The following is a 22,491-nucleotide window of genomic DNA, read 5'->3' on the forward strand; positions in this document are numbered from 1 at the left end:
TCACGCTCATGTTGCTGCATTGGCCTGTACATGACTATCGCGCCACGCCAGACTGTCCGCCGACCGAGTGTTCCCGCCCCCGCACCCCGCCCGAGGAGTCGGCCATGCCCGCGTCCGCCCGGCAACGTTGTCACGCAGTCCTCGCCGGACTCGTCACCCTCGCCACAGCCGCCGTCGTGTCCCTCGCCGCACCCGCGCCCGCCTCCGCCGCCGACACCTGGACGGAGACCGGCTCCGACCGCGCCCGGCCGCTGGACGAGAGCCAGGGACTGACCTCCGTGGAGGTCCCCGCGAACAGCCCCAACCGGTACACCGGTGTCGGCACCATTCCCCTCGGCGTCTCCAGCCGCGGCTGGAACCACGTCGGCGATCCCGATGCCTCGTACAACGGCTACTACATCGAGCCCTACCAGCGGGACTCCGGCAACTCGAAGATGTACCGCGTGCAGGCGCCCGACGGCACCTGGTCGGAGTACGTCCACACGCTGAGCCCCGGCGAGGCCCTGAACAACTCCTGGGACGCGATCTCGCCCGACGGCCAGTGGATGCTCTCCGGCGAGTGGGGCACGATGAACCGGCTGCTGGTCTTCCCGACTCCCGGCCTCAACCCGTCGACCTCGCCCTCGGCGAACCTCCCGCAGGCCTCCGCGGTCAACCTCGACCACGCCGTCCGCGACGTCCAGGGCTGCGACTTCTCCGGCCCGACCACCCTGCTGTGCTCCTCCGACGACCCCGACGGCAGCCTCTTCGGCCTCACCAAGCCGCTGCTCCAGATCGACCTCTCGGCCCCGCCGAGCGGCTCCGCGGACGTCACCGGCCATGTCACCGCCCTGCGCCAGCTGCCGTTGCGCAGCTCCTGCTCCGGCACCTTCGAGGCGGAGGGCATCGACTACGACCGCCGCACGGGGATCCTGCGCGTGATCGTGATGTCACCGGGCTTCTGCATCCTGACGGACAGCAAGACGTACAGGTTCTCCCGCGGCTGAGCCCGCCTGGGGTGTGCCGATCGGCAGGTGGTGCTTTCCTGAGGATGGACGCGGTTCGGCGGGGTACTCCCTTCCACCGCGGCGCGCCACGAAAGGAGCGATCAATGGCACACACGGAGCGGTCGCATCCCGAAACCGTCTCGGTGGAGATCAGCGGTTCCAAGGAGGACGCCCGCCTCGTCTTCGACGCGCTGGGGTCCTGCTTCGCCTCCGACCGGGGTGCGGACGAGATCCCTCAGCAGCTCCACGAGGTCCGGCCGATGGTGTGGCTGGGCACGTACGACGTCGCGGACGCCCTGGGGCCGGGCTGCCCGCCGGTCCACCTCGGCGCGGCCGTCCAGGCGGACGTGCAGGGCGGCTACTGGGCCGTGGACCGGTTCCGGCACACCCTGGACTCGATGTTCGCCGTCGAGGAGACCTGCACGGCCTCCGGCGACCAGGAGAGGGACCTGCATCTGCGGCTGCGCAGCCGCTGACCCTCTCGTGCACTACGGCAACGCCCCGGCCGGCTCCGCGTCGGCCGGGGCGTACTGCGCCTCGCCGTTGCCGAAGGACCAGTCGACGGACGTGTTCTCGGTGACGGTGACGACGACATTGCGCGGCGCGGTGCCGGTGCGCTCGTGCACCAGCTCGGCGATCCGACGGTAGAGAGCGCGCTTCTGCTCCGGGGTACGCCCCGAGCGCATGGTGATGCCCACGAACACCATCGCGTCGTCCTTGCGCACGCCCGGATGGTCGCCGTAACGCAGGGTGCTGGTGGTGCCGTCGTGGCCGGTCAGTACCTGGAAGCGGTCTTCGGGTGGGACGCCGAGCGTCTCCACCAGGGCGTCCTGCACTGCCTGGCCGAGTGCGTCGAGCCGGGCGGGGCCGGTACCGAGCGCGTCGATGCGGACGAAGGGCATGGTGAGGTGTCCTTTCGCGGCGGGCCGTGGCCGACCTGGGTTGTACATACTAGTAGGTACAGAGTGGTCGGTGTCACCCTTCGGCAGTTGTGCAACTAGTTGCATAAAGCTTCTGGCTTCCTCTACAACAAGAGGCGACGACACCGCGCACGGAGGGCCCGATGAGCCGTTACCCGCACCTGATGACCCCGCTCGACCTGGGCTTCACCACCCTGCCCAACCGTGTGCTCATGGGCTCCATGCACGTCGGCCTGGAGGAGGCCGAGCGCGGCTTCGAGCGCATGGCGGCGTTCTACGCGGCCCGCGCGCGCGGCGGCGTGGGTCTCATCGTCACCGGCGGCATCGCGCCCAACGACGAGGGCCGGCCGTACGAGGGCGGCGCCAAGCTCACCACCGAGGCGGAGGCCGAGCGGCACAAGGTGGTCACCGAGGCCGTGCACCGCGAGGGCGGCCGGATCGCGATGCAGATCCTGCACTTCGGGCGGTACGCCTACCACCGGGACCTCGTCGCCCCCAGCCCGCTGCAGGCGCCGATCAGCCCCTTCGTGCCGCACGAACTCACCGATGCCGACGTCGAGCGGACCATCGACGACTACGCCCGCGCCGCCCGCCTCGCCCGGCAGGCCGGCTACGACGGCGTGGAGATCATGGGCTCCGAGGGCTACCTCATCAACGAGTTCATCGCCGCGCAGACCAACCAGCGCGTCGACCGCTGGGGCGGCTCCTACGAGAACCGGATGCGCTTCCCGGTCGAGATCGTGGGGCGCGTGCGGGAGGCCGTCGGCGAGGACTTCATCGTCATCTACCGGCTCTCGATGCTCGACCTGGTCCCGGGCGGCTCCTCCCTGGACGAGGTGATCACCCTCGGCAAGGCGGTCGAGGCCGCCGGGGCGACGATCATCAACACCGGCATCGGCTGGCACGAGGCCCGCATCCCCACCATCGCCACCTCCGTCCCGCGCGGCGCCTACACCTGGGTCACCAAGAAGCTCATGGGCGAGGTGTCCGTGCCGCTGGTGACCACCAACCGCATCAACACCCCGGAAGTCGCCGAGGAGTTGCTGGCCGGCGGCTGCGCGGACATGGTCTCCATGGCCCGCCCGATGCTCGCCGACCCCGACTTCGTCGCCAAGGCGGCCGCCGGGACGCCCGAGGCCATCAACACCTGCATCGGCTGCAACCAGGCCTGCCTCGACCACACCTTCAGCGGGAAGATCACCTCCTGCCTGGTCAACCCGCGCGCCTGCCACGAGACCGAGCTGCAGCTCTCCCCGACCCGGCTGAAGAAGCGCGTCGCCGTCGTCGGCGCGGGTCCCGCGGGTCTGGCCTGCGCGGTGAGCGCCGCCGAACGCGGCCACGAGGTCACGCTCTTCGACGCCGCGAGCGAGATCGGCGGCCAGCTCAACGTCGCCCGCAAGGTCCCCGGCAAGCAGGAGTTCGACGAGACGCTGCGCTACTTCCGCCACCAGCTCGACGCCCACGGGGTCGACGTCCGCCTCGACACCTGGGTCACCGCCGAGACCGTGGCCGGCTACGACGAGGTCGTGGTCGCCACCGGTGTCACCCCGCGCACCCCGGACATCCCCGGCGTCGACCACCCCCGCGTCCTCGGGTACCTCGACGTGCTGCGGGACGGCGCGCCCGTCGGCGACCGGGTCGCCATCCTCGGCGCCGGAGGCATCGGCTTCGACGTCGCCGAGTACCTCACCGACGGCGGGGACAAGGCGAGCGAGGACCCGCAGACGTACTTCCGCAACTGGGGCGTCGACATGGACTACCAGGCTCCGGGCGGCCTCGCCGCACCGCAGCGGCCCGCCCCGCCGCGCCAGGTCCACCTGCTCCAGCGCAAGACCACCAAGGTCGGCGCGGGCCTCGGCAAGACCACTGGCTGGATCCACCGCACCGAGCTCAAGCACCGCGGCGTGACCATGGTCCCGGGCGTCCGCTACGACAGGATCGACGACGCGGGCCTGCACATCACCGTCGGCGAGGAGAGCGCCGTGCTGGAGGTCGACACGGTGGTGCTGTGCACCGGCCAGGAGCCGCGCCGTGACCTGTACGAGGAGCTGGCCGCCGCCGGGCGCAGCGTGCACCTGATCGGCGGCGCGGACGTCGCGGCCGAGCTGGACGCCAAGCGGGCCATCAAGCAGGGCACGGAGCTGGCGGCGGCGCTGTAGGTCCCGTAGGGGCGATCCCTAGGATGAGGCCATGTCACTCCCGCACGCGATCCTCACCGCTCTGCTGGAAAAGCCGTCGTCGGGACTGGAACTGACCCGCCGGTTCGACAAGTCGATCGGCTACTTCTGGTCCGCGACGCACCAGCAGATCTATCGCGAGCTGGGAAAGCTGGAGGCCGAGGGCCTCATCCGCACCCTGCCGACGGAAGCGCCGGCCCGCGGGCAGAAGAAGAGCTACGAGGTCCTGCCAGCGGGCCGTGCCGAACTGGCCCGCTGGACCGCCGCCACACAGGACCCCAAGCCCCTGCGGGACACGCTCCTGCTGCGGCTGCGGGCCGCGGCGGTGGTCGGCACGGCGGGCCTGGAAGCGGATCTGCGCCGCCATCTCGACCTGCACCGGCGGCAGTTGACCGAGTACCAGGACATCGAGGAGCGCGACTTCCCACCGGACCGGGACGCCCCCGAGGACCGGCTGCGCCATCTCGTGCTGCGGGCCGGCATCGATCTGGAGACCTTCTGGACCCAGTGGCTCACCCGCGCCCTGGCGGAGTTCGCCGACCTGCCCGAGGATGACTGAACCGGGTCCGCGGCCGGTCCGTCAGAGCCGGTACGGCTTCGAACGCCGGCGCAGATACCAGCCCGTGGCGACGGCCCCGGTGCTCACCAGGGCCGCGCCGATGCCCAGCGCCAGCGGGCCGTAGTCCCGCGCGGCACCGCCGAGGCCGGCCAGCACACCCCGGGAGGGCGCCGGCGAGGTCTTCGCCGACGCCGTCGAGGAGATCGTGGGCCCCGAGCCGGACGAGACGATCACCGACCGGGTGCCCGCGGTGCTGCCGCTGGAGCAGACCACGACCACGGTGTACGTCCCCGGGCTCACTCCCGTCCAGGCCGCGGACTGGCTGACGGTGGTGCCCGACAAGGCGGACTGCCGGCCCTGGGAGAAGTTCGCCTGCCTGCTGGTGAGCAGGGCCGCGTTGCCCCAGCTGCCGTTGATCTCGGAGCACGCGCTGGTGACCACCGAGACGGTGGACCCGGTGGTGCTGACGGAGATGCCCGAGGCCGCGGCGGACGGCCCGGCGAGGGCGGCCGGGAGTGCCGCGGCGGCCGCCAGGGTCAGACCGGAGCGGACGAGGAGTGACGAGGTGTGCATGGGCCGGCCTTCCGGTGGCACGGTCGGCGGTACGTCCCATGCGCCGCCGGGGGTCGGGAAACGTCCGTGCTGCCTGGGCAGCAGCCAACGTGGCCACGGGGGTGCCCGCACCTGGAGGCAGCCGGTCAGGTGACGGTTTCCTTCGGGCGGCGGAGGGTCGCCTGCTCGTCTGCCGGGACCCGTGCCTTGGCGGGTGCGGATTGTCCGTGGCTGGTCGCGCAGTTCCCCGGGCCCCGGGGCTGGCTGCTGTGCCCGTCAGCCGCCCATGGTTACCGTTCGCTCCGGCGACCAGCCGCCCCACGTGCCGTCCGGCAGCCGCGCCCGCAGCCGCACCCGGTGCTCGTCCCCGGAGGTCCGGCCGACGTAGAAACCGTAGGTCGCCCGCCCGCGCGGGGGAGTGCCGCCCCACACCAGTGAGGTCGCAGCGGTGCCGTCGAGCCGGATTTGGTACTCGGTGATCACGCCGTCCGTGCGCGGTGGATCCCAGGACAGGTCGAGGTAGTACGCCCCGCCGGCCCGGTGGGTCGTCGCGGTGAAGCCGGTGGGCGCGGTGTCCCGCCCGTCGTCGTTGCCCGGGGTCGTGAGGCGGATCGGGGCGCTCGCGGGGGAGAGGTTGTCGGCGGCGTCGCGGGCCCGCACCGTGAAGACGTAGCCGGTGCCGGGGCGCAGTCCTGTGACCACGGTCGCGGTCTGCTTACCGCCGACGCCGTGGATCTTCGCCCCGCCCTGGTACACGTCGTACGACACCACGCCCCGGTCGTCGCGGGACGCGCCCCAGGACAGCTGGACCTCCCGGGCGCCGAGCACCCGCCCGGCGGGATGCGACGGCCCGGTGGGCGCCGAGCGGTCCGCCGTCACGTCGGCAGGGGTCCGCGCCCGCACCGCACGGCTCGGCGGCCCGAGCCGCCCCTCGGTGTCCCGGGCCCGCACGGTGAAGGCATACACGGTGGACGGCCTGAGCCTGGTGACGTCCACCATGTGCTCCGAACCCGGTACGTCCTCCACTTTCGTGGTGCCGCTGTACACCTCGTAGGTGCCGATGCCGGGGCTGTCCGGCACCGCGTTCCACATCACGTGCACGCTGGTGGCGCTGCCCGCCTGCGCGGTGACCCCGGTCGGAGCCCCGGGTGCCCGGCCTTCGTCGGCTTCGCCGGCCTGACCCCAGGCGCAGGACGCGACCAGCAGCAGGGCCCCGCAGGCCAGCACGAGCGGCCAGGGAACGCGTCGCACGGCTCTGCCTCCCCCGGGGCCGGCGGCATGGGCATCACGTAAAGGTCCGGACCAATATGGCGCGGCGGGTGCGGGCGCGGCAAGAGGGCCGCACGGGTGACCTGTGGGGCCCGCGATGGTGACCATGCCGGGAAGTTACGTATGCTGAGCTTCCCTATGGCTGAACTTCTCGAGAGGGCAGGGGAGTTCATGCCGCTGGCGCGGACACGCTGTCGTCGCCGAAGCCGCGCCGACGCGGGTGGCCGAGGGGTCGGGCGCGGGCTTCGTTCCCGATCCCCGGCCCCTGTTGTCCCGCACCGTTCTCTTTCCCTCATCAGGCGTCAGAAACGTGCTCCATACAGCCGCTTCCGGGCGACCTCTGCGCTCGGACGCCGGGACCCGCACCAGAGTGTGCTGGATGTCCGCCCGTCCCCGACGAGAGGGTTCCCTCATCGTGCGTGTCCCGTCGCTGACGCCGGCCCTGGCCGGCGTCGCCCTGCTCGCCCCGGCTGCCCTGCACGTCCCGGCCGCACTGAACGACCCGGCCGCCCTGCACGATCCGGCCGCGCTGCACGGCCCGGCCGCCGTCACCCCGCCCAGGAACCGGCCCGCGGCCGGCAGCCAGAGCGCGGTGGCCGCCATCGAGCTGCTGGCCCGGCTGGGCGAATGCCACCAGATCTCCCGCGGCCGGTACCGCACCGACGCCGGCAGACCCGCGACCGTGCCCGTCTGCGGCACCCGGGACGCCGTCTTCTGGAAGGCCGACCTGGACATCGACTGCGACGGACGGTCCACCGCCCGCTGCAACCGCCGCACCGACCCGCAGTTCGCCACCATGACCGCCTACCAGCAGTCCGACGGCCGCCATCTCAACGCCGCGACCCTGCCCTACATCGTCGTCCCGGCCCCCAGCCGCATCTGGAACCCCCCCAAGCACGGCGTACGGGGCGGCTCGGTCGCCGCAGTCGTCTACCGGGGCCGGGTGCAGTACGCCGTGGTCGGCGACACCGGTCCGCGCGACCTCATCGGCGAGGCCTCCTACGCCACCGCCCGGGCCCTCGGCATCGGGGCCGACCCGCGCAGCGGCGGGGTGCCCTCCGGGGTCACCTACATCGTCTTCAAGCACTCCCGGGTGCACCGCATCGAGGACCACACGGCGGCCGCCGCCGCGGGAGTCCGGCTGGCCAGGCTGTTCGTCGCGAACAGATGACCAGCCGGCCCCCGTGGCCGTATCACACCTTGCGGTAGCCGTACGCCTCCGTCGCCGCGGCCTCCACCGCGTCCAGGTCGGCCCCGGTGGCGGCGGTGACCACCGCCGCCACCGCGCCCTCGACGAACGGCGCGTCCACCAGCCGGGCGCCGTCCGGCAGTTCGTCACCCTCGGCGATCAGTGCCTTCACGGTGAGCACGGCACTGCCGAGATCGGTGAGCACCGCCACCCCGGCGCCCCGGTCGACCGAGGCCGCCGCGGCGGAGATCAGCTCGGCGCTGGTGCCCAGCCCGCCGCCCTCGGTGCCGCCCGCCGGGGCCACAGGCACCGCCTGGGCACCGCCCGCCAGGCCCTTCGCCAACTCGGCGACCGAGGCAGCCACTTCCGCGCTGTGCGACACCAGCACGATCCCGACCACCTTCTCCTGACTCACCGTCCGCCCTCCGCCGCTTCTTCAAGTGCGGCGACGAGCAGCGCCGACGAGGTCGCCCCCGGGTCCTGGTGGCCGATGCTGCGCTCGCCGAGATAGCTCGCCCGGCCCTTGCGGGCCTGCAGCGGGGTGGTGGCCACCGCGCCCTCCTCGGCGGCGGCCCGCGCGGCGGCGAAGCCGTCGCCGAGCGCGTCCACGGCCGGCACCAGGGCGTCGATCATCGTCTTGTCGCCGGGGGCCGCCCCGCCCAGCGCCATCACCCCGTCCACGCCCGCGCGCAGCGCCACGGCCAGCTGCTCCTCGCTGACCTCGGCGGCGTCCCCGAGTGCCTTGCCGGTCCGGCGCAGCAGCGTGCCGTACAGCGGCCCGGACGCGCCGCCGACCGTGGAGATCAGCTGCCGCCCGGCGAGCACCAGGACCGCGCCCGGGGTGTCCGGCGCCTCCTTCTCCAGGGTGGCCTGTACGGAGGTGAAGCCGCGCTGCAGATTGCTGCCGTGGTCGGCGTCCCCGATGGCCGAGTCGAGGGCGGTGAGCCGCTCCGCCTCACGGTCCACGGACGCGGCGGTCGCCGCCATCCAACGGCGGAAGAAGTCGGCGTCGAGCACTGGATCTCCTTGCGTGGTAGGGGTGATGACCGGCGTGCTACGGGTGATGGTCGCCTCGTCCGCCGTATCACATCCCCCAGCGCAGCGCAGGAGTCTTCACCGGCGCGTCCCACAACCGCAGCAGTTCCTCGTCGGCCTGGCAGAGCGTCACCGACGCGCCCGCCATGTCCAGGGAGGTGACGTAGTTGCCGACGAGCGTGCGGGCCACGGCGACCCCGCGCTCGCGCAGCACCCGCTGTACCTCCGCGTGGAAGCCGTACAGCTCCAGCAGCGGGGTGGCGCCCATGCCGTTGACCAGCACCAGCACGGGGCTGCGCGGCGGCATGTCCTCCAGGATCGCGTTCACCGCGAAATCGGCGATCTCCCCGGACGTCATCATCGGCCGCCGCTCCCGGCCCGGCTCGCCGTGGATGCCGACGCCCAACTCCAGCTCGCCGTCCGGCAGATCGAAGGTGGGGCTGCCCTTCGCCGGGGTCGTACAGGCGCTGAGCGCCACACCGAAGCTCCGGGAGTTCTCGTTCACCTGACGCCCGATGGCCTCGACCCGCTCCAGCGGCTGCCCCTCGGCCGCGGCAGCACCCGCGATCTTCTCCACGAACAGCGTCGCACCGGTGCCGCGCCGCCCGGCCGTGTACAGGCTGTCCGTGACCGCCACATCATCATTGACCAGCACCTTGGCGACCTGGATGCCCTCGTCCTCGGCCAGTTCGGCCGCCATGTCGAAGTTGAGCACGTCGCCGGTGTAGTTCTTCACGACGAACAGCACACCGGCGCCGCTGTCCACGGCCGCCGCGGCCCGCGCCATCTGGTCCGGCACCGGGGAGGTGAACACCTCTCCGGGACAGGCGGCGGAGAGCATGCCCGGGCCGACGAACCCGCCGTGCAGCGGCTCGTGCCCCGACCCGCCACCGGACACCAGCGCGACCTGCCCGGCCACCGGAGCGTCCCGGCGCACGATGACCCGGTACTCCACGTCCACGATCAGATCGGGATACGCGGCCGCCATCCCGCGCAGCGCGTCCGCCACGACGGTCTCCGGGACGTTGATCAGCATCCTCATCGGTGTCTCCTCGGGAGGTTAGCACTGGGGCCCAGGACCTGCGTCTTCACAGGTCACCGGCATGGAGGGCGGTTCTTGATCTCGACGGTTCGTTGTGGTCGGAGGCGGGTTGTGGCGGATCTGTCGCTGACTCGATGCCGACTTTGGTGACGGAGCATCACGTGTCGATGGTCGCCTGATGGAGGAACCCTTCTGTCCTGTCTATACGAAGTATCGACCTTGCGACATCGAAGGTCACCTGCCTCCGTGTGGGTTCACGGCGCGTAGCGGTCAGTCGACCCGAGGTGCCTGTCGCAGCTGCGCTTGATGTCTCTTTCGGCGACATGGCGTTCGTAGCCGTCGGTGTTGTCGAACTTCGGTGGCCGGTCTCCGCCGAAGCCGAGCCATCCGTTGGTCGAGGACATCGCCCGTTCCACGACGCAGCGGTGCCGGCCAAGTCGGCCGGAGGTCTCCACGTCGCGGCGGGCGATCCGCGGCACGACGTGCCGGCGTCGCATTCAAGGGCGCAGGTGGGTCGCGTCCCCGGAATCCTGAAAATCACGTGCCGCACGGCGCCCGGGCCGCGACCACGACATGGAACGCCTCGGCGGTGCCCTGGCTCACCCCCGGCCGCCCACTGGAAGAACTCTGCTCGTCCGCGATCGACACGCTGCACACCCACGCGCCGAGCGACGGTCTGCGTCTCGTCCGGCACGAGACGCCGGCGTCCGAGCTCTCCGACACCAGCTTCAGCCACCCGCGCCTTCGCATCCCCCGCACCCGTGACGAGAACGGCCGCGGAACCCTCCTCGTCTCGCGGTTGTCCCGCCGATGGGGAACCCGCGCACACCGGACGGCTCACTCATCTGGGCCGAACAGCAACGGCCACCCGACTTGGACAAGTCACAGGACCAGCGATGAAGGCCGGTCGAACACTCCTCGGCCGGTGGGCGGTTCCGCCTTCCGGCCTCTACCGGGCACCGCCGAAGGCCAGTTGTTGCGGGTGCACCCTGGGATGTCCGAGGTTCACGCCCTGGCGTCGGTGCCCTTCACTGATGACAAGAAGACAGCGACTCGACCTTACGGAGTGCACATGCGCAGCGGAAAGCGAATCCTTGGGGCCGGCCTTCTCACCGCGGTCTCCGCCGCGGCCCTCACCGTCGCCGGTGTGGTGGTTCCTGCGCAGGCCGCTGCCCAGGGGACCGTCGACTGCGACGGCTGGGTGCACAACAACGATCCGGACGTCGGTATCGCTGGCTGCCAGAACAACACTGACCACACCGTCACGTTCCGCGCCGAGATCGTCTGCGGCAGGGCCCCGGACATCTCCGGCGACTGGGTGACGCTGAACCCGGGGCAGTACGGCGAGTCCACCGGCTCCTGCGCGTTCTACAGCACTGGCGTCGGCAGCGTCGGCTGGACCATCCAGTGACGCTGGGTGTTCGGGCGCGGTCAGTCGCCGTCACGCGACGCTGAAGTCTCCCGGCCGGGCCGGCTGGATGGGCGGAGGTCCGCTCCGCCTTGGCGACTGTATGTTCGATTTCGCGTCAGACTGGCGTTACCCATGTCGGTAGCCGTGCGTTTAGGGTGGTGAGCGTGGCGGGATGGTCCAAGGCGTTTCCCAGTCCAACGCTGCCGGGTTCGAGCGAGCCCGGCGGCGCGCCTGTGTCCGGCGTCGACGCACCGCCCCAGTTGAGCGCGATGCGCTCTGCGGCGCGGATCGGCACCACGCTGGACGAGGACACCACGTGTGCGGAGCTGATCCGGGAGGTCGCCGGGCTCGTGGGAGGTGCGGCGGCCGTGCTGCGCCTGGGACGCGAGGCTCACCCGCAGTACGAGGCCGTCGTCGGGAATCCAACCGTGTTGCCCGCCGCCGGGTGGGCTGCGGCTACGGCGAAGGAGGCCGCAGGCGGCGGCGAGTACGGAGTTGTGCATCCCGTCCTCGAGGACGGCGGGCTCGCGCTGTGCGTGCCGCTGGCCGTGAACGGCCGCCCCTATGGCGCGCTGGTGAGCGGCCGGGAGGAGGCACCGTTCACCCCCGCAGAGGCGGAAGTCCTGGCTCGCCTCACCGAAATCGCCGCCGCCCATATCCGGCACGCCCGGGAGTACGACGCGGTGAGCGGCATGGTCGGCAAGCTGCAGCGTGCTCTGCTGTCGGAACCTGGTCGGCCCCATCCCAATCTGGATGTGGCCATTCGCTATCTCCCGGTCGGGCAGAACGCCATGATCGGCGGGGACTGGTGCGAGACCGTTCGGCTGCACTTCGGCCGCACGTTGCTCGTGGTCGGCGACGTCATGGGACACGGTCTGGAGGCCGCCGTGGACATGAATGCCTACCGCTCGTGGCTGCGCTACATCGCCTCCGCCGACCTGCCGCCGCACCGCATTCTGCGTCAGCTGGACGATCTCGCCTCCGCACAGTCAGAGCGCAGGCCCGCGACCTGTCTCATCGCGCAGATCGACCCCAATCGCGGCCGGGTGACCTTCGCCAGCGCCGGCCACCTGCCCCCGGCCCTGATAGAGGGGCGATGCCGCACCTCACTGCTGCCGGTGCCGGTCGGCCCACCCCTGGGCACCGGCCTGGGCGGCTACGAGCCGGCCACCTACCGGCTCGAGCCGTCCCAGACACTGCTGCTCTTCACCGACGGGCTCGTCGAGCGCCGCGGCGAGGACATAGACAGGTCCCTGCACCGGCTGGCCGGTGTCGACTTCGAGGCCGCCCCAGGAGTCGAGGACGTCCTTGACACGGTGCTTGCCCGCCTCGACGCAGGGCACGCGGAGGATGATGTCGCGGTACTGGCCGCGCGGCTGCATCACCGTTCGGCGCAGGCGCATGTCCAAGCGGACAGGAGCTGATCCGGTCGTCGTTGCCCTGGTCGGCCAAGATGCGCGACATGGCGGTGGTCGGGGCGGAAGGCGCCGAGCGGGCTCCTGCTGACCGGGACGATCCGTACGGGCCCGGTTCCGCGGCGGGTCGGACGCTTCACCGCTCACCTGCTGTCGGAGTGGACATGAGCGGCTTGGCGGGGACATGCGGTGCGCCGGGTGAGGTGCCGCGCGGCGCCTCACCCGGCGGTGCCGGGCCGTGTGAGCAGGCCGTTGGACCGGAGGACGGCGTAGCCGATGCCGACACCCGCCGCAACCGGCCATTCGAGAGCGCCCACGACCGCCAGAACGCCGAGACCGGCGTACAGGGGCAGGCCGCCTTTGGCGGGCAGCAGGCGGCGGGCGGTGGCCACGGGGACCGTCGCGGCGGTCACCACCCTGGTGGCCGCCTGGCCGAGCGCCGGCAGGGTGATGGTGATCGTGTGTCCGCCGGACGCTGCGGCGGCAGTCTTCTTCGGTGGTTTCGTGGTCGGCTCGGCGTCGGACCGCTGCGTCGTGTTGGTCCTGGAAGCAGGGCGCGACGGGTCTGTGCCCCGTGTGCTCGGGCGTTTCCCACCGGTTTTCGGGGTGGTCACGGTTCACATCCGTTCGTGGGTCCGGGACTTTGCCCCCCATAGCGGCACACGCTACCGGCGGGCACATGGCCCTGCGAGCCACAGGAAGCCGTTCGGATCAACATGGCGGGCGGCTGTGTCCGGGACGGGTGAGGATGATCGCAGGGGGACGAGGGATCGGCCTGCTCCGGAGGTGGCACGCGGATGTCGCTGCTGTCAGAGGTGCGTCTGCCGCTGCCGTTGTCGGCGCCGCTCACCAGGGGTTTGGGGGGCGGGGTGACCACAGGTGTACGCGCGGCCGCCGATGTGGCCGCCATGCTGCTCGGGCTGGAGCGGCGGGACGTGTGGTCCCGTTCGGGGCGTTGCCACATCGAGGTGCGGGGGGTACGGGGTCCTCGCGGGATGTGGGTGGGCCGGAGCGTGGAGCGTGCACTGGAGGAGCATCCCGGTGTGCTGTGGGCGAGAGTGAATGCCGCGGCGGAGCGGGTCGTCCTGGAGCTGGCCTCGCCGCCACCGCCGCGGCGGGAGCTGATCGAGGCCATCGCCCGTGCGGAGGCCGACGCGGCCGCCGGCACCGCCGAGCCGGAAGCGTTCGACGAATGGTGTCCCCAACCGCACCATCCGTGTGAGGGGCCGCGCCGGCGGTCGGCGCTTCCGGTCCTGGCGGCGGACATCGCGGGGCTGCTGCTCACGGCGGCCGCGCGCCTGTCGCCGTGGACGCCGCTGCCGGCGGAGGTGGGGGCGCTGGCCAGTGCCGCCCTGAGCCACCCGGGGCTGCGCAGACTGGCGACATCGGCCCTCACCGGGCATGAGCGCACGGAGTCCGTACTGCCGGTACTGAACGCGATGATCCAGGGTGTGGCCACGCGCGGCGGAGGGCTGGTCCTCGACGTCGTGCAGCGCGTGGCGCAGTGGCGGGAGGCGAACGCGGCACTCGAGGCGTGGTCCCTGGCGGAGCCGCGGCTGGTGCCGGGGCCGGAGCATGCGCGGGCCGAGCCGATCGTGGTGGAACGGCCGCAGGAGCACCAGGACGTGACGCTGCGCTACGCCAGACAGGCCATGGGGGCCGGCGCGGCCGTAGGTGCCCTGACCACGCCGTACGCAGGGCCGCGGCGTGCGCTCGCGGTGGCCTTGTCCAGCGTGCCGAAGGCGCCGCACGCCGGACGGGAGGGTTTCGCCACCAGCCTGGGCCGGTTCCTCGCCCTGCGTGGCGTCGTGGTTATGGACCGCAGCGCCCTGCGCCGCCTGGGGCAGGTGGACACCGTGCTCCTGGACGCGGACGTGCTGCGCAGCCACCGCTACGAACTGACCGAACTGATGCTGCTCGACGGCGCCGGACCCGAGCAGGTCTCCGACCGGCTCTTCGCCCTGTTCGACCCAGCCGCGCCGGCGCAGGTCCACCGTGACGGCGAGGGCTGGGTGCTCGGTCCGCTGGAGAACCTGGATCTGACGGGGCGCCGGGACGCGCACCGGCCCCGGGGCAGTGAACGGGTACTGGGCCTGGCTCACCGGCGCCGCCTGGTCGCCGTGGTGGGGGTGGAGATGCAGACGCTTCCGGGCGCGCAGGCTCTGGCGGCCGCGGCCCGCCGCTCGGGTCTGCGCGTGGTCCTCGCCGGCGACCAGCCCTGTCCGGAGCTCGGATTCGTCGACGCGATGGTGCCTGCGGGGGGCCACCTGGTGGCGTCGGTGCGCGCGTTGCAGGCGGACGGGGCTGTGGTGCTGCTGGTATCGGGGAACCGCCGTGCCCTGGGAGCGTCCGACTGCGGCATCGGGGTCCACCGCGAGGGGGAGCCGCCGGCCTGGGGCGCACACCTGCTCGTCGGCACCGACCTGGACTCGGTCGCGCTGACCCTGGCCGGAGTCGGCGTGGCCCGCCAGGTCGACCGGGAGAGTGCGCTGCTGGCCGCGAGCGGCAGCGGCATCGGCGTGGTCGCGGCGATGCGGGCACCGGCCGCCGCGGCGTGCTCGCGCGGGCAGGCGGCGTGCAACACCGCCGGGGGAATCGCCTTCGGTCTGGGGGCCTGGCGCGCCCGGCAGCTGTGCTCCCGCCCCGTCACTCCCTCCGTCGAGACCGTGCCCTGGCACCTGATGCCGTCCGCGCGGGTCCTGGACCGACTGCGCTCGAGCAGCGACGGGCTGTCGGAGGAGGAGGCGGCGCGGGCCAAGGGGGCGTGGCGAACCGGCACGCCGCGGATCACCCTGCCGTCGGCGTTCATCGAAGAGCTGGCCAACCCGCTGACACCGGTGCTCGCCGGCGGGGCGGCTCTGGCGGCCGCCGTGGGATCGAGCACGGACGCCGCGTTGGTCGCCTTGATCACCGTGGCCTCGGCGCTGGTCGGCGGTGTGCAGCGGGTGAGGACCGAGCGCGCTCTCGCCGAGTTGACCGCCCGCTCCGCGGTCGGGGCACGGGTGCGACGCGGGGGAGGCGTGCGGCTGGTCACCGCCGAGGAACTGGTGCCGGGGGACGTCGTCCTGCTCGGACCCGACGACGTGGTGCCCGCCGACTGCCGTCTGCTGGAGGCCGACGGACTGGAGGTGGACGAGTCGTCGCTGACCGGCGAGTCCCTGCCGGTGCCCAAGGATCCGGCTCCGGCGGTCGCCGCGCAGCTCACCGACCGTTGCTCGATGCTCTACGAGGGCACCACCGTCTCGTCCGGGCAGGCGGTCGCGGTGGTCGTGGCCACCGGGGCGGCCACCGAGGTCGGGCGCACCATGGCCAGTGCGCGGGAGGCGGCACCCGTGACCGGGGTCGAGGCACGGTTGTCGTCGCTGACCAGGGCCAGTCTGCCCGTGGCGACGGCCTCCGCGGCGGCGGTGGCCGGAGCCGGGCTGCTGCACGGGCGCCCACTGGCGGAAAGCCTGACTTCTGCGGTCAACCTGGCCGTCGCCTCGGTCCCCGAGGGACTGCCCTTTCTGGTCAACGCGGCACAGCTGGCCTCGGCGCGCCGCTTGGCCCAGTACGGCGCGCTGGTGCGCAACCCGCGCACGATCGAGGCGCTGGGCCGGGCCGATGTGCTGTGCTTCGACAAGACCGGCACCCTCACCGAAGGTCATCTCCGGCTCGTCGCCGTCGGAGACGGCGAGCGGACCCTCCCCCTCGACCGGCTCGGGCCGCACCAAAGCGCGGTCCTGGCCGCCGCGCTCCGTGCCACCCCCGCGGCCCGGCAGCCAGAACCCCTGGCCCACCAGACCGACCGGGCGGTGGACGAGGGGGCCCGCCGGGCCCGGGTATCGCTCGGGCGCGGCGCGCCGCGCTGGCGGCGCACCGGCACCCTGCCCTTCGACCCGTCCCGCGCCTACCACGCGACGGCGGGCCGCACCGCCGGCTCCACCCTGCTCAGCATCAAGGGCGCCCCCGAGACAGTGCTGGCCCGCTGCCGGCGCAGACGCCTGAACGGGGCGGAGACCGTGCTGGACGACGCGGGGCACAAGGCGCTCACTCTGGCGACCGAGGAGCTCGCCGCTGCCGGCCGCCGCGTCCTCGCCGTCGCCGAACGAACCCTGCGTCCGGGCGAGGAGCTTGCCGATGACGCGGTGCAGGACCTGGTCTTCGTCGGTTTCCTCGTGCTGGCTGACCCGGTGCGCCCCGGGGCGGCGCCGGCCACCGCCCGGCTGCGCGCGGCCGGGGTGCGCACGCTCCTGCTCACCGGGGACCATGCCGCCACCGCCGAGGCCATCGCAGTCACGGTCACCGGTGAGCCGGAGCAGACCGTGTGTACCGGGCCGGAGTTGGACGAGCTCGACGACGACGCGCTGGACGCGCTGCTGCCGACGGTGAGTGTGGTCGCCCGGTGCACTCCGCGCCACAAGGTCCGCATCGTAGAGGCGTTCCAGCGTCTGGGCCGGGTGGTGGCGATGACCGGCGACGGCGCCAACGACGCCCCCGCCATCCGCCTCGCCGACGTCGGCATCGCCCTGGGGCGGCGTGGCACTCCGGCGGCCACGGCCGCCGCCGATCTGGTCATCGGTGACGACCGGCTGGAGACGATCGTCACGGCCCTGACCGAGGGCCGGGCGATGTGGACCTCGGTCAGGACCGCGCTGGCCATTCTGATCGGCGGCAACCTCGGTGAGGTCACCTTCAGCGTCCTCGCCTCCGCGCTGGCCGGCAGGTCACCGCTGAGCGCCCGCCAGATCATGCTGGTCAACCTCCTCACCGACCTCGCCCCCGCGCTCTCCATCGCCGTACGCGCCCCGGCCGAGAGCACCGGGGAACAGCTGCTCCAGGAGGGCCCCCACCAGTCGCTGGGCACGGCACTCACCGAGGAGACGCTGCAGCGCGGGCTCACCACCGCTCTCGGCGCGGGGCTGGCCTGGACGGCCGCCCGCTTCACCGGCACCCAACGCCGTGCCGCCACCGCGGCGCTGGCCGCCGTGGTCGGCACCCAGCTCGCTCAGACACTGACCAGCGGTGGCGCGGACCGCCAGGTGCTCGCCGCCACGATCGGGTCGGCCGCCGTGCTCGTCGGCATCATTCAGACACCGGGCGTCAGCCGGTTCTTCGGCTCCACACCCCTGGGCCCCGTCGGCTGGGGCATCGTCCTGGCGGCCATCACCACCGCCACCCTCCTCCACCCGGCTCTGAAGCCGCTCTCTTGTCGCCTGGCCGACACGGGCTGGCTCCCCTCCGTGGCCGGTGAGGCGGTCGGGGCCGACGAGCCGGCGCCGCTGCCGTCAGCCGCAGCCGCACTCGCCGCCGTCCCGCTCGCTTGGCTGAGCGGCGCGCTGTCCCGCCTCAGCCGGCTTGCACCCGGGCCTGGAGTGTCGCCTCGACCGTGACGGCACCCCTTCGGGATCCGGTCCGGCGCCCGGGCGGCGGCTCGCGGCGCTCCGGAGAGTTTCCGGGCCGCCGTGCGTGAGCTGCCGACTGCACCTTCGGGCGCTGGGCGGCGACCCTGCCGGGTGCCAGGAGAACGGTCGTTTTCACAGTCTTGCACCATATGTTCACCTGGGGTCTATCGAAAGTACGCCTCTGAAGCACTCCGGGCGCAGGAAAAGACTGCATTGTCTGGTTTCGGACATCCGCAATCCGAGAACAGAAAGTCAACCAACATGGCCGAGATACTGGCAGCCGTGGCAACGAAGCTCCTCGCTGCGCTCGTTGAGGCGATCATCCTGCGCCTCGTGTGGCAGCTGTGGTCCGCCTACTCGCCTTATCTGCGGAGGGCCTTCGCATCGGGCGCCGCCGTGTAACACCCCGGCGCCCGACAGCGCTCACGCCGCCGTGCGCCACTGGTTCTTGTCCGGAGGCCCTCCCCGACGAGCGACCGGCCCGGGCGCCGGACTGCCCCACGCCTGGACGCCTAAGTCTGGGCGCCTGCTGCCTGCCTCTCCTCCTTCTCCTTCCGCCCGCTGCGTACCAGCCAGGTCGCTCCGCCGACGGCGATGGCGACGGGCCACTCCAGTGCCCCCGCCACGGCCAGTGCTCCGAGGCCGCCGTAGAACGCGAGATCCTTGACCGAGGGCGCACCGGGCATGCGTGCCGTCGCCGCCCGGGCCGTGCTGGTGATCTCTTCCTTGGTGAGGTACGGAATCGGCACCGGAGGATGCAGGGTGCGCATACGCAGGTGCAGACCCGCGCCGTCGCCCTCATGGGATTGCTGTTGCGGTGTTTCCGCTGTCTTGGCCATTCCCCCTCCTCCCTTCATCGGAGTTGGTGTGGTGTGCCTCTTCAATTCTCGCGCGGTTCCGGTGGCGTGTGGTGATGCAAGGCGTTGCCATGGAAACGCGGGGTTCCGGTCCGGATCGTGCACGCTGAGTGGGCGCATGACCGCAGGGAGCGGGGCCCGCGTTCGGATCTTCGGAAGGCGCGCCCACGTCGCCGTACGCGGTCTGCACCCGGTGACCTACCGGAATCGGCGGCGGCGAAGCTGGTGAAGGCGGTCGAGCGGCATCCGACAGGCCCTCGATGGAGTGGGCGGTGGTGAACACCGGGCTCGGTCACGCCGTCGTCGGCACGGAGGGCTCGTTCCAGACCGAGACGATCGCGGATGCCCTGATCGAGGCGGTCGAGACGGTGGAGCAGGCCCGCGGTGTCGCGCATCGACTGCCCGGGCATCCCGTGCCGGGCGGGACGGTTCCCCGTTCCGCCCGGGCGATGACCCTGCACGTGGCTGCCGCACCCGTGGCAGCGTGGGCGGGCCCGACGCGCCGCACGCCGATCCCGGTCGGCATCGCGCGCCCCGCTCGTCGACGCCCACCCTCGGCTGCGGCCTCTGGTGCAGCACGCGGTCGGCGCCGACAACGCCGGCATGCTCCTGGCCTCGCTCACGGAGCTGGAGGCGGGCTCCGGCGGTCTCACCGGAGTCGGCGCCGACACGCTGCGGCATGCCCTTCGTACGATCGAGGCCGGCGCGGAAGCCGCCGCCTGGGTCGCGGCCGAGCCGCGCCTCGCAGGCGGCGCCGCGGCAGGGTTCACCGCACGGCGCCCGGGCCGCCTGCCCGTGAGGCGCCGCTGAAGCCGGGGCCGATCGGGCGCTACGCCGACCAGGCCCTGGCCTTGGCGGTGGCGTCGTTCGCCGGTTCGTTGCTGGTCACCAGGCGCCCCCTCACGGCCGTCCTGGACCTGCGGCGCCGTACCAGCTTCGCGCCGTCCTCGCCGAGCGGCGCTCACAACGCCCAGGCAGCGCACTGCTCGTGCCCCTCCTCGCCTGCCTCGACCTGGACCTCGCCGAGGAACTGCGGCAACGTACAGAGGACTTCCCCGACCGGGCCGCCGTCCTCACCTGGCTCACCGGCCGGATCGGCGCACCGGACGCCGAACTGCTCGTGCGGCTGCGCGAGGATGACGACCGGGAACCGCAACTGAGCGCCGTGTCCGTGCTCCTGGCTGACGCCAACCGCGCATGGCGCGCTGGGCCTCCCGGAAACCGGCAACAGGGACCGGCGCGAACGGCGGTTCGCGGCATGGCTCCAGCGGAATCGTCCCGCGCTCGCTGCGCGGATCAGGGACGCCTACGGAGATTCACCGGTCCGGACGCTCCCTGGCCGAGTACGTGTGGCTGCGTGACCTCAGCACTCGCGCCGGACCCGGCCTGGCACACGACGCTGTGGGTACTCACCGACGAACTCCTCCGAGCCCACGCGGACGCCTGGACCAGACGGCTCCCCGTCCCTTTGCCGACGTCCCGTCCGCTGCGGCAGCTCGCCGAGGTGCGCGAGGCATCCGCCACCGTGGTCCACGGGCAGGTGCCGCCGCTGCGGCGGCTGACCGAGGATCGGCAGCGGCTCCACCCCGTGAGCTGTGCCACGGCGCTGCCGTCCGCCCGTGAACTCCTGCGGGGAACTGGACGACGGGATGTTGGCCCTCGAGATCCCGGCCGTGAGGCGTTGATCGCTTGGCCCGGGGCACGCGGTCACTGGCCCGAGGACATGCCGCTCTCGGACCGGCGCGCGGATCTCGGGCTGCTCACCACGTTTTCTCGGCGATATCGACTAGTGCGTCTTGCGGGAGCTGGGTGGGCTACGGAGCTATTGGCGGTATCGACCTTGGACCAGGGCGGTCACGCGGGGACACACGTCGTCACGGACCGCGATGGCTGTGCTCGGAGCGTGAGCAGCGAGGGTTCACCGAGGCGGACCGCCGGACTGCCGGTACCCGCAACGCCCCCGGCAGGAAGGGGAGTCCGGCGTCGACCAGGCAGAGCGCGAACACCGCGAGGCCGGATACGGCACCAGCAAAGAGGGCGCCGGGTGGTCACGACTCCGTATCGGCCCCGGCCGTCCGGGGAACTCGGGCGTCCGGGACGGAAACCGCCGATGGGCGGAGGAGGTGCCGTTGCCGTGGACGACTGGGAGACGTGGGAGATGAACGACGAGGTACGGCTGTCGCCGCGCGAACGGATCGCGCTGCTGCAGATCGAGAGCCGCCTCAGGCAGGACCGCAGGTTCGCGCGCCGCATGGGCGACCCCCATCGAGAGGTATGGCTGCCGGTGGCGGTCCTGCTGCTGGGCATCGCCTCGGCGTTCGTGGCCGTCATGGGCGTCCGCACCTCGGACCCCGCACTGCTGTGGTGCTTCGCGTTGCTCTGGCCCCTGACCCTGTTCCAGGCGTTCCGCCTCCTGTGCCGAGCGGTCCGCCACCGTTCCCGCTGCCGCTGCCGGGAAAATGTGCGGCCGTGGCTCTGAGGGGCCGGGGACGGGGGGCGACGTGCGCGGCTGTGGCGGCGCGGCGGTGACGGGGCTGTCGTTCTGAGGACCGACGCGCCGCGAGTCGGTCGGCCCGTGGTGGTGAGGGGCGGGCGAGTCGGTCGGCCCGTCGCGGTGGGGGCAGGCGAGCCGGTCGGCCCGTGGCGGTGGGGGGCGAGCGACTCGAGTCGGCTCGTGACTCTGCGGCGCCGCGACGGGCGCCGGATCGTGGACGGGCGGGCGCGGGGACGTTGTCGGTTCGTGGACGTGGGCGCGCGTCGGATCGTGGATGGTACGGGCGTGGGGACGAGTGTCGGGTCGTGGACGGGGCGAGCGTCGGTTCGGGGACGTGAGAGGGCGGCGCTCGTCGACCATCTCGCCAGGCCCGCCGCGACCTGGGCGGCCGGAGGGCGGTTGCTGGAGCGGGCGCCGTGTATGTCGTGGTGGGGGAGAGGACGGCACGCTCCGGGCGTTCAGGACGCTGCCTCGCGGGCGCACCGGGGACGCGTGGGTGATCACCGAGGCAATGGCGGGCACGTCGCGGAGTGATCGGAAGAAGAGTGGCTCCGATGCCCTCGTGGCCCGGCCGGCCTGCGGGTCTGAGAGGGCCGGTGACAGGGGAGGACCGTGGCGGCCGGCGGTGAGCCGGTGACCCGAGCGGCCCTTCGGGCGACGCGCCGTCGGCGGGTCGGTGATTCTGTGCTTCGGCGCGAGCCGGTCCCGGCTTCACGGATCCCGTGCCACAGAAGCCGCCGCAAAGGATCCCGATCCCGCCGTGCAGCCCGCCGCCGTCCTGGCCGGGCGGGCGCCGGGAGAGTCCGGCCCCCGCGCGCCGGTCCGACCAGCCGGCCCTGGCCCTTGGCCCTGGAGGCGCGGGGAGCGTCCGGCGCCGCTGCGCGCCGGGTCGCACGGCCTGACCAGCCGGCGCCCGCCGTCGGCCCTGGAGGCGTGGGGAGCCTCCGGCCCCCGCACACCGGGCCCCCGCCCGACCGGCCGGCCCCTGCCCTCGGCTTGGGGGCGCGGGGAGCGAACGCCCCTGGCGCCGGGTCGCCCCTGGCACGGTCAACCGGCCACGTTCCCTGGCTGCCGGTCAACCGGCCACGCTCCCTGGCGCAGGGCTCAGCGTCTCTGATTGGCTTAGCGAGCCTGAGCGTTGCTCAGCCTTGGGAGCCAATCGCCTTCGTGCCCTGGTACTGAACGACAGGAGCCGCCAGCC

The 22,491-nt window shown here is 72.6% G+C and carries 19 protein-coding genes and 1 pseudogene; 10 read left to right on the plus strand and 10 right to left on the minus strand.

What is annotated here, in order from left to right; genetic code table 11:
* Positions 1-104: 104 nt before the first annotated feature.
* The gene (locus AB0M27_RS36340) at positions 105-986 is read left to right on the plus strand and encodes a hypothetical protein (RefSeq protein ID WP_365728430.1); all 882 of its coding nucleotides are present in this window, start codon (positions 105-107) and stop codon (positions 984-986) included.
* Between the two features lie 104 nt (positions 987-1,090).
* A complete protein-coding gene (locus tag AB0M27_RS36345) occupies positions 1,091-1,462 on the plus strand; it encodes a hypothetical protein (RefSeq protein ID WP_365728432.1) in 372 nt (123 codons plus the stop codon).
* Between the two features lie 12 nt (positions 1,463-1,474).
* Here the strand turns inward: AB0M27_RS36345 and AB0M27_RS36350 are convergent, their stop codons facing one another.
* The gene (locus AB0M27_RS36350; RefSeq protein WP_365728434.1) at positions 1,475-1,888 is read right to left on the minus strand and encodes a tautomerase family protein; all 414 of its coding nucleotides are present in this window, start codon (positions 1,886-1,888) and stop codon (positions 1,475-1,477) included.
* Positions 1,889-2,049: 161 nt separating this feature from the next.
* Here AB0M27_RS36350 and AB0M27_RS36355 point away from each other — a divergent pair, with 161 nt between their 5' ends.
* Both AB0M27_RS36355 and AB0M27_RS36360 read left to right on the plus strand, forming a co-directional pair.
* Positions 2,050-4,065 carry an NADPH-dependent 2,4-dienoyl-CoA reductase gene (locus AB0M27_RS36355; protein WP_365728436.1) on the plus strand — a complete coding sequence of 672 codons (2,016 nt, stop codon included), beginning with the start codon at positions 2,050-2,052 and terminating at the stop codon, positions 4,063-4,065.
* Positions 4,066-4,096: 31 nt separating this feature from the next.
* Positions 4,097-4,642, plus strand: a complete 546-nt coding sequence (locus AB0M27_RS36360) for a PadR family transcriptional regulator (RefSeq protein ID WP_365728438.1) — start codon at positions 4,097-4,099, stop codon at positions 4,640-4,642.
* Between the two features lie 21 nt (positions 4,643-4,663).
* Here AB0M27_RS36360 and AB0M27_RS36365 read toward each other — a convergent pair whose 3' ends face one another.
* Positions 4,664-5,215: a hypothetical protein gene (locus AB0M27_RS36365; RefSeq protein WP_365728440.1), complete on the minus strand. Its 552-nt coding sequence runs from the start codon at positions 5,213-5,215 to the stop codon at positions 4,664-4,666.
* A gap of 255 nt (positions 5,216-5,470) precedes the next feature.
* Positions 5,471-6,445 carry a fibronectin type III domain-containing protein gene (locus AB0M27_RS36370; protein WP_365728443.1) on the minus strand — a complete coding sequence of 325 codons (975 nt, stop codon included), beginning with the start codon at positions 6,443-6,445 and terminating at the stop codon, positions 5,471-5,473.
* 433 nt (positions 6,446-6,878) lie between these two features.
* On the opposite strand from AB0M27_RS36370, the gene AB0M27_RS36375 reads away from it, so the two are divergent.
* Positions 6,879-7,634: a glycoside hydrolase family 75 protein gene (locus AB0M27_RS36375; RefSeq protein ID WP_365728470.1), complete on the plus strand. Its 756-nt coding sequence runs from the start codon at positions 6,879-6,881 to the stop codon at positions 7,632-7,634.
* Between the two features lie 22 nt (positions 7,635-7,656).
* On the opposite strand, the gene AB0M27_RS36380 is transcribed toward AB0M27_RS36375, so the two are convergent.
* The 4 genes and pseudogenes from AB0M27_RS36380 to AB0M27_RS36395 form a co-directional block, all read right to left on the minus strand.
* Positions 7,657-8,067: a PTS fructose transporter subunit IIA gene (locus AB0M27_RS36380; protein ID WP_365728445.1), complete on the minus strand. Its 411-nt coding sequence runs from the start codon at positions 8,065-8,067 to the stop codon at positions 7,657-7,659.
* Positions 8,064-8,669: a dihydroxyacetone kinase subunit DhaL gene (dhaL, locus tag AB0M27_RS36385; protein ID WP_365728447.1), complete on the minus strand. Its 606-nt coding sequence runs from the start codon at positions 8,667-8,669 to the stop codon at positions 8,064-8,066. The genes AB0M27_RS36380 and dhaL overlap by 4 nt, the downstream gene beginning before the upstream one ends.
* A 67-nt stretch (positions 8,670-8,736) precedes the next feature.
* Positions 8,737-9,729: a dihydroxyacetone kinase subunit DhaK gene (gene dhaK, locus AB0M27_RS36390; protein ID WP_365728450.1), complete on the minus strand. Its 993-nt coding sequence runs from the start codon at positions 9,727-9,729 to the stop codon at positions 8,737-8,739.
* Between the two features lie 407 nt (positions 9,730-10,136).
* A pseudogene (locus AB0M27_RS36395) lies at positions 10,137-10,223 on the minus strand (IS5/IS1182 family transposase); the annotation flags it as partial.
* A 578-nt stretch (positions 10,224-10,801) separates the two neighbouring features.
* On the opposite strand from AB0M27_RS36395, the gene AB0M27_RS36400 reads away from it, so the two are divergent.
* Positions 10,802-11,140 (plus strand): hypothetical protein, encoded by a 339-nt coding sequence (locus AB0M27_RS36400; protein ID WP_365728452.1) that lies wholly within the window; start codon positions 10,802-10,804, stop codon positions 11,138-11,140.
* Positions 11,141-11,304: 164 nt separating this feature from the next.
* Positions 11,305-12,564, plus strand: a complete 1,260-nt coding sequence (locus AB0M27_RS36405; protein ID WP_365728454.1) for a PP2C family protein-serine/threonine phosphatase — start codon at positions 11,305-11,307, stop codon at positions 12,562-12,564.
* A 209-nt stretch (positions 12,565-12,773) separates the two neighbouring features.
* Here AB0M27_RS36405 and AB0M27_RS36410 read toward each other — a convergent pair whose 3' ends face one another.
* Positions 12,774-13,169 carry a hypothetical protein gene (locus tag AB0M27_RS36410; protein WP_365728455.1) on the minus strand — a complete coding sequence of 132 codons (396 nt, stop codon included), beginning with the start codon at positions 13,167-13,169 and terminating at the stop codon, positions 12,774-12,776.
* A 183-nt stretch (positions 13,170-13,352) separates the two neighbouring features.
* On the opposite strand from AB0M27_RS36410, the gene AB0M27_RS36415 reads away from it, so the two are divergent.
* Positions 13,353-17,927, plus strand: a complete 4,575-nt coding sequence (locus tag AB0M27_RS36415) for a cation-translocating P-type ATPase (RefSeq protein ID WP_365728457.1) — start codon at positions 13,353-13,355, stop codon at positions 17,925-17,927.
* Between the two features lie 524 nt (positions 17,928-18,451).
* Here AB0M27_RS36415 and AB0M27_RS36420 read toward each other — a convergent pair.
* Positions 18,452-18,778 carry a hypothetical protein gene (locus AB0M27_RS36420; protein WP_365728459.1) on the minus strand — a complete coding sequence of 109 codons (327 nt, stop codon included), beginning with the start codon at positions 18,776-18,778 and terminating at the stop codon, positions 18,452-18,454.
* A 588-nt stretch (positions 18,779-19,366) separates the two neighbouring features.
* On the opposite strand from AB0M27_RS36420, the gene AB0M27_RS36425 reads away from it, so the two are divergent.
* On the plus strand, positions 19,367-19,606 hold the full coding sequence (locus AB0M27_RS36425) for a hypothetical protein (protein WP_365728461.1): 240 nt from the start codon (positions 19,367-19,369) through the stop codon (positions 19,604-19,606).
* Between the two features lie 151 nt (positions 19,607-19,757).
* Here AB0M27_RS36425 and AB0M27_RS36430 read toward each other — a convergent pair whose 3' ends face one another.
* Complete coding sequence (locus AB0M27_RS36430; RefSeq protein WP_365728463.1) at positions 19,758-19,952, minus strand: hypothetical protein; 195 nt, start codon at positions 19,950-19,952, stop codon at positions 19,758-19,760.
* A gap of 978 nt (positions 19,953-20,930) precedes the next feature.
* Between AB0M27_RS36430 and AB0M27_RS36435 the strand changes: the two genes are divergently transcribed.
* Positions 20,931-21,275 carry a DUF3040 domain-containing protein gene (locus AB0M27_RS36435; RefSeq protein ID WP_365728465.1) on the plus strand — a complete coding sequence of 115 codons (345 nt, stop codon included), beginning with the start codon at positions 20,931-20,933 and terminating at the stop codon, positions 21,273-21,275.
* Positions 21,276-22,491: the final 1,216 nt, after the last annotated feature.

Origin of the sequence: Streptomyces sp. NPDC052107 (assembly GCF_040680215.1) — a bacterium.
Lineage (GTDB): Bacteria > Actinomycetota > Actinomycetes > Streptomycetales > Streptomycetaceae > Streptomyces.

Coding starts and splice junctions, on each gene's coding strand:
- AB0M27_RS36340 (WP_365728430.1), top strand. CDS start 105: ATGCCCGCGTCCGCCCGGCAACGTTGTCACGCAGTCCTCGCCGGACTC.
- AB0M27_RS36345 (WP_365728432.1), top strand. CDS start 1,091: ATGGCACACACGGAGCGGTCGCATCCCGAAACCGTCTCGGTGGAGATC.
- AB0M27_RS36350 (WP_365728434.1), bottom strand. CDS start 1,888: ATGCCCTTCGTCCGCATCGACGCGCTCGGTACCGGCCCCGCCCGGCTC.
- AB0M27_RS36355 (WP_365728436.1), top strand. CDS start 2,050: ATGAGCCGTTACCCGCACCTGATGACCCCGCTCGACCTGGGCTTCACC.
- AB0M27_RS36360 (WP_365728438.1), top strand. CDS start 4,097: ATGTCACTCCCGCACGCGATCCTCACCGCTCTGCTGGAAAAGCCGTCG.
- AB0M27_RS36365 (WP_365728440.1), bottom strand. CDS start 5,215: ATGCACACCTCGTCACTCCTCGTCCGCTCCGGTCTGACCCTGGCGGCC.
- dhaK (WP_365728450.1), bottom strand. CDS start 9,729: ATGAGGATGCTGATCAACGTCCCGGAGACCGTCGTGGCGGACGCGCTG.
- AB0M27_RS36400 (WP_365728452.1), top strand. CDS start 10,802: ATGCGCAGCGGAAAGCGAATCCTTGGGGCCGGCCTTCTCACCGCGGTC.
- AB0M27_RS36415 (WP_365728457.1), top strand. CDS start 13,353: ATGTCGCTGCTGTCAGAGGTGCGTCTGCCGCTGCCGTTGTCGGCGCCG.
- AB0M27_RS36420 (WP_365728459.1), bottom strand. CDS start 18,778: ATGGCCAAGACAGCGGAAACACCGCAACAGCAATCCCATGAGGGCGAC.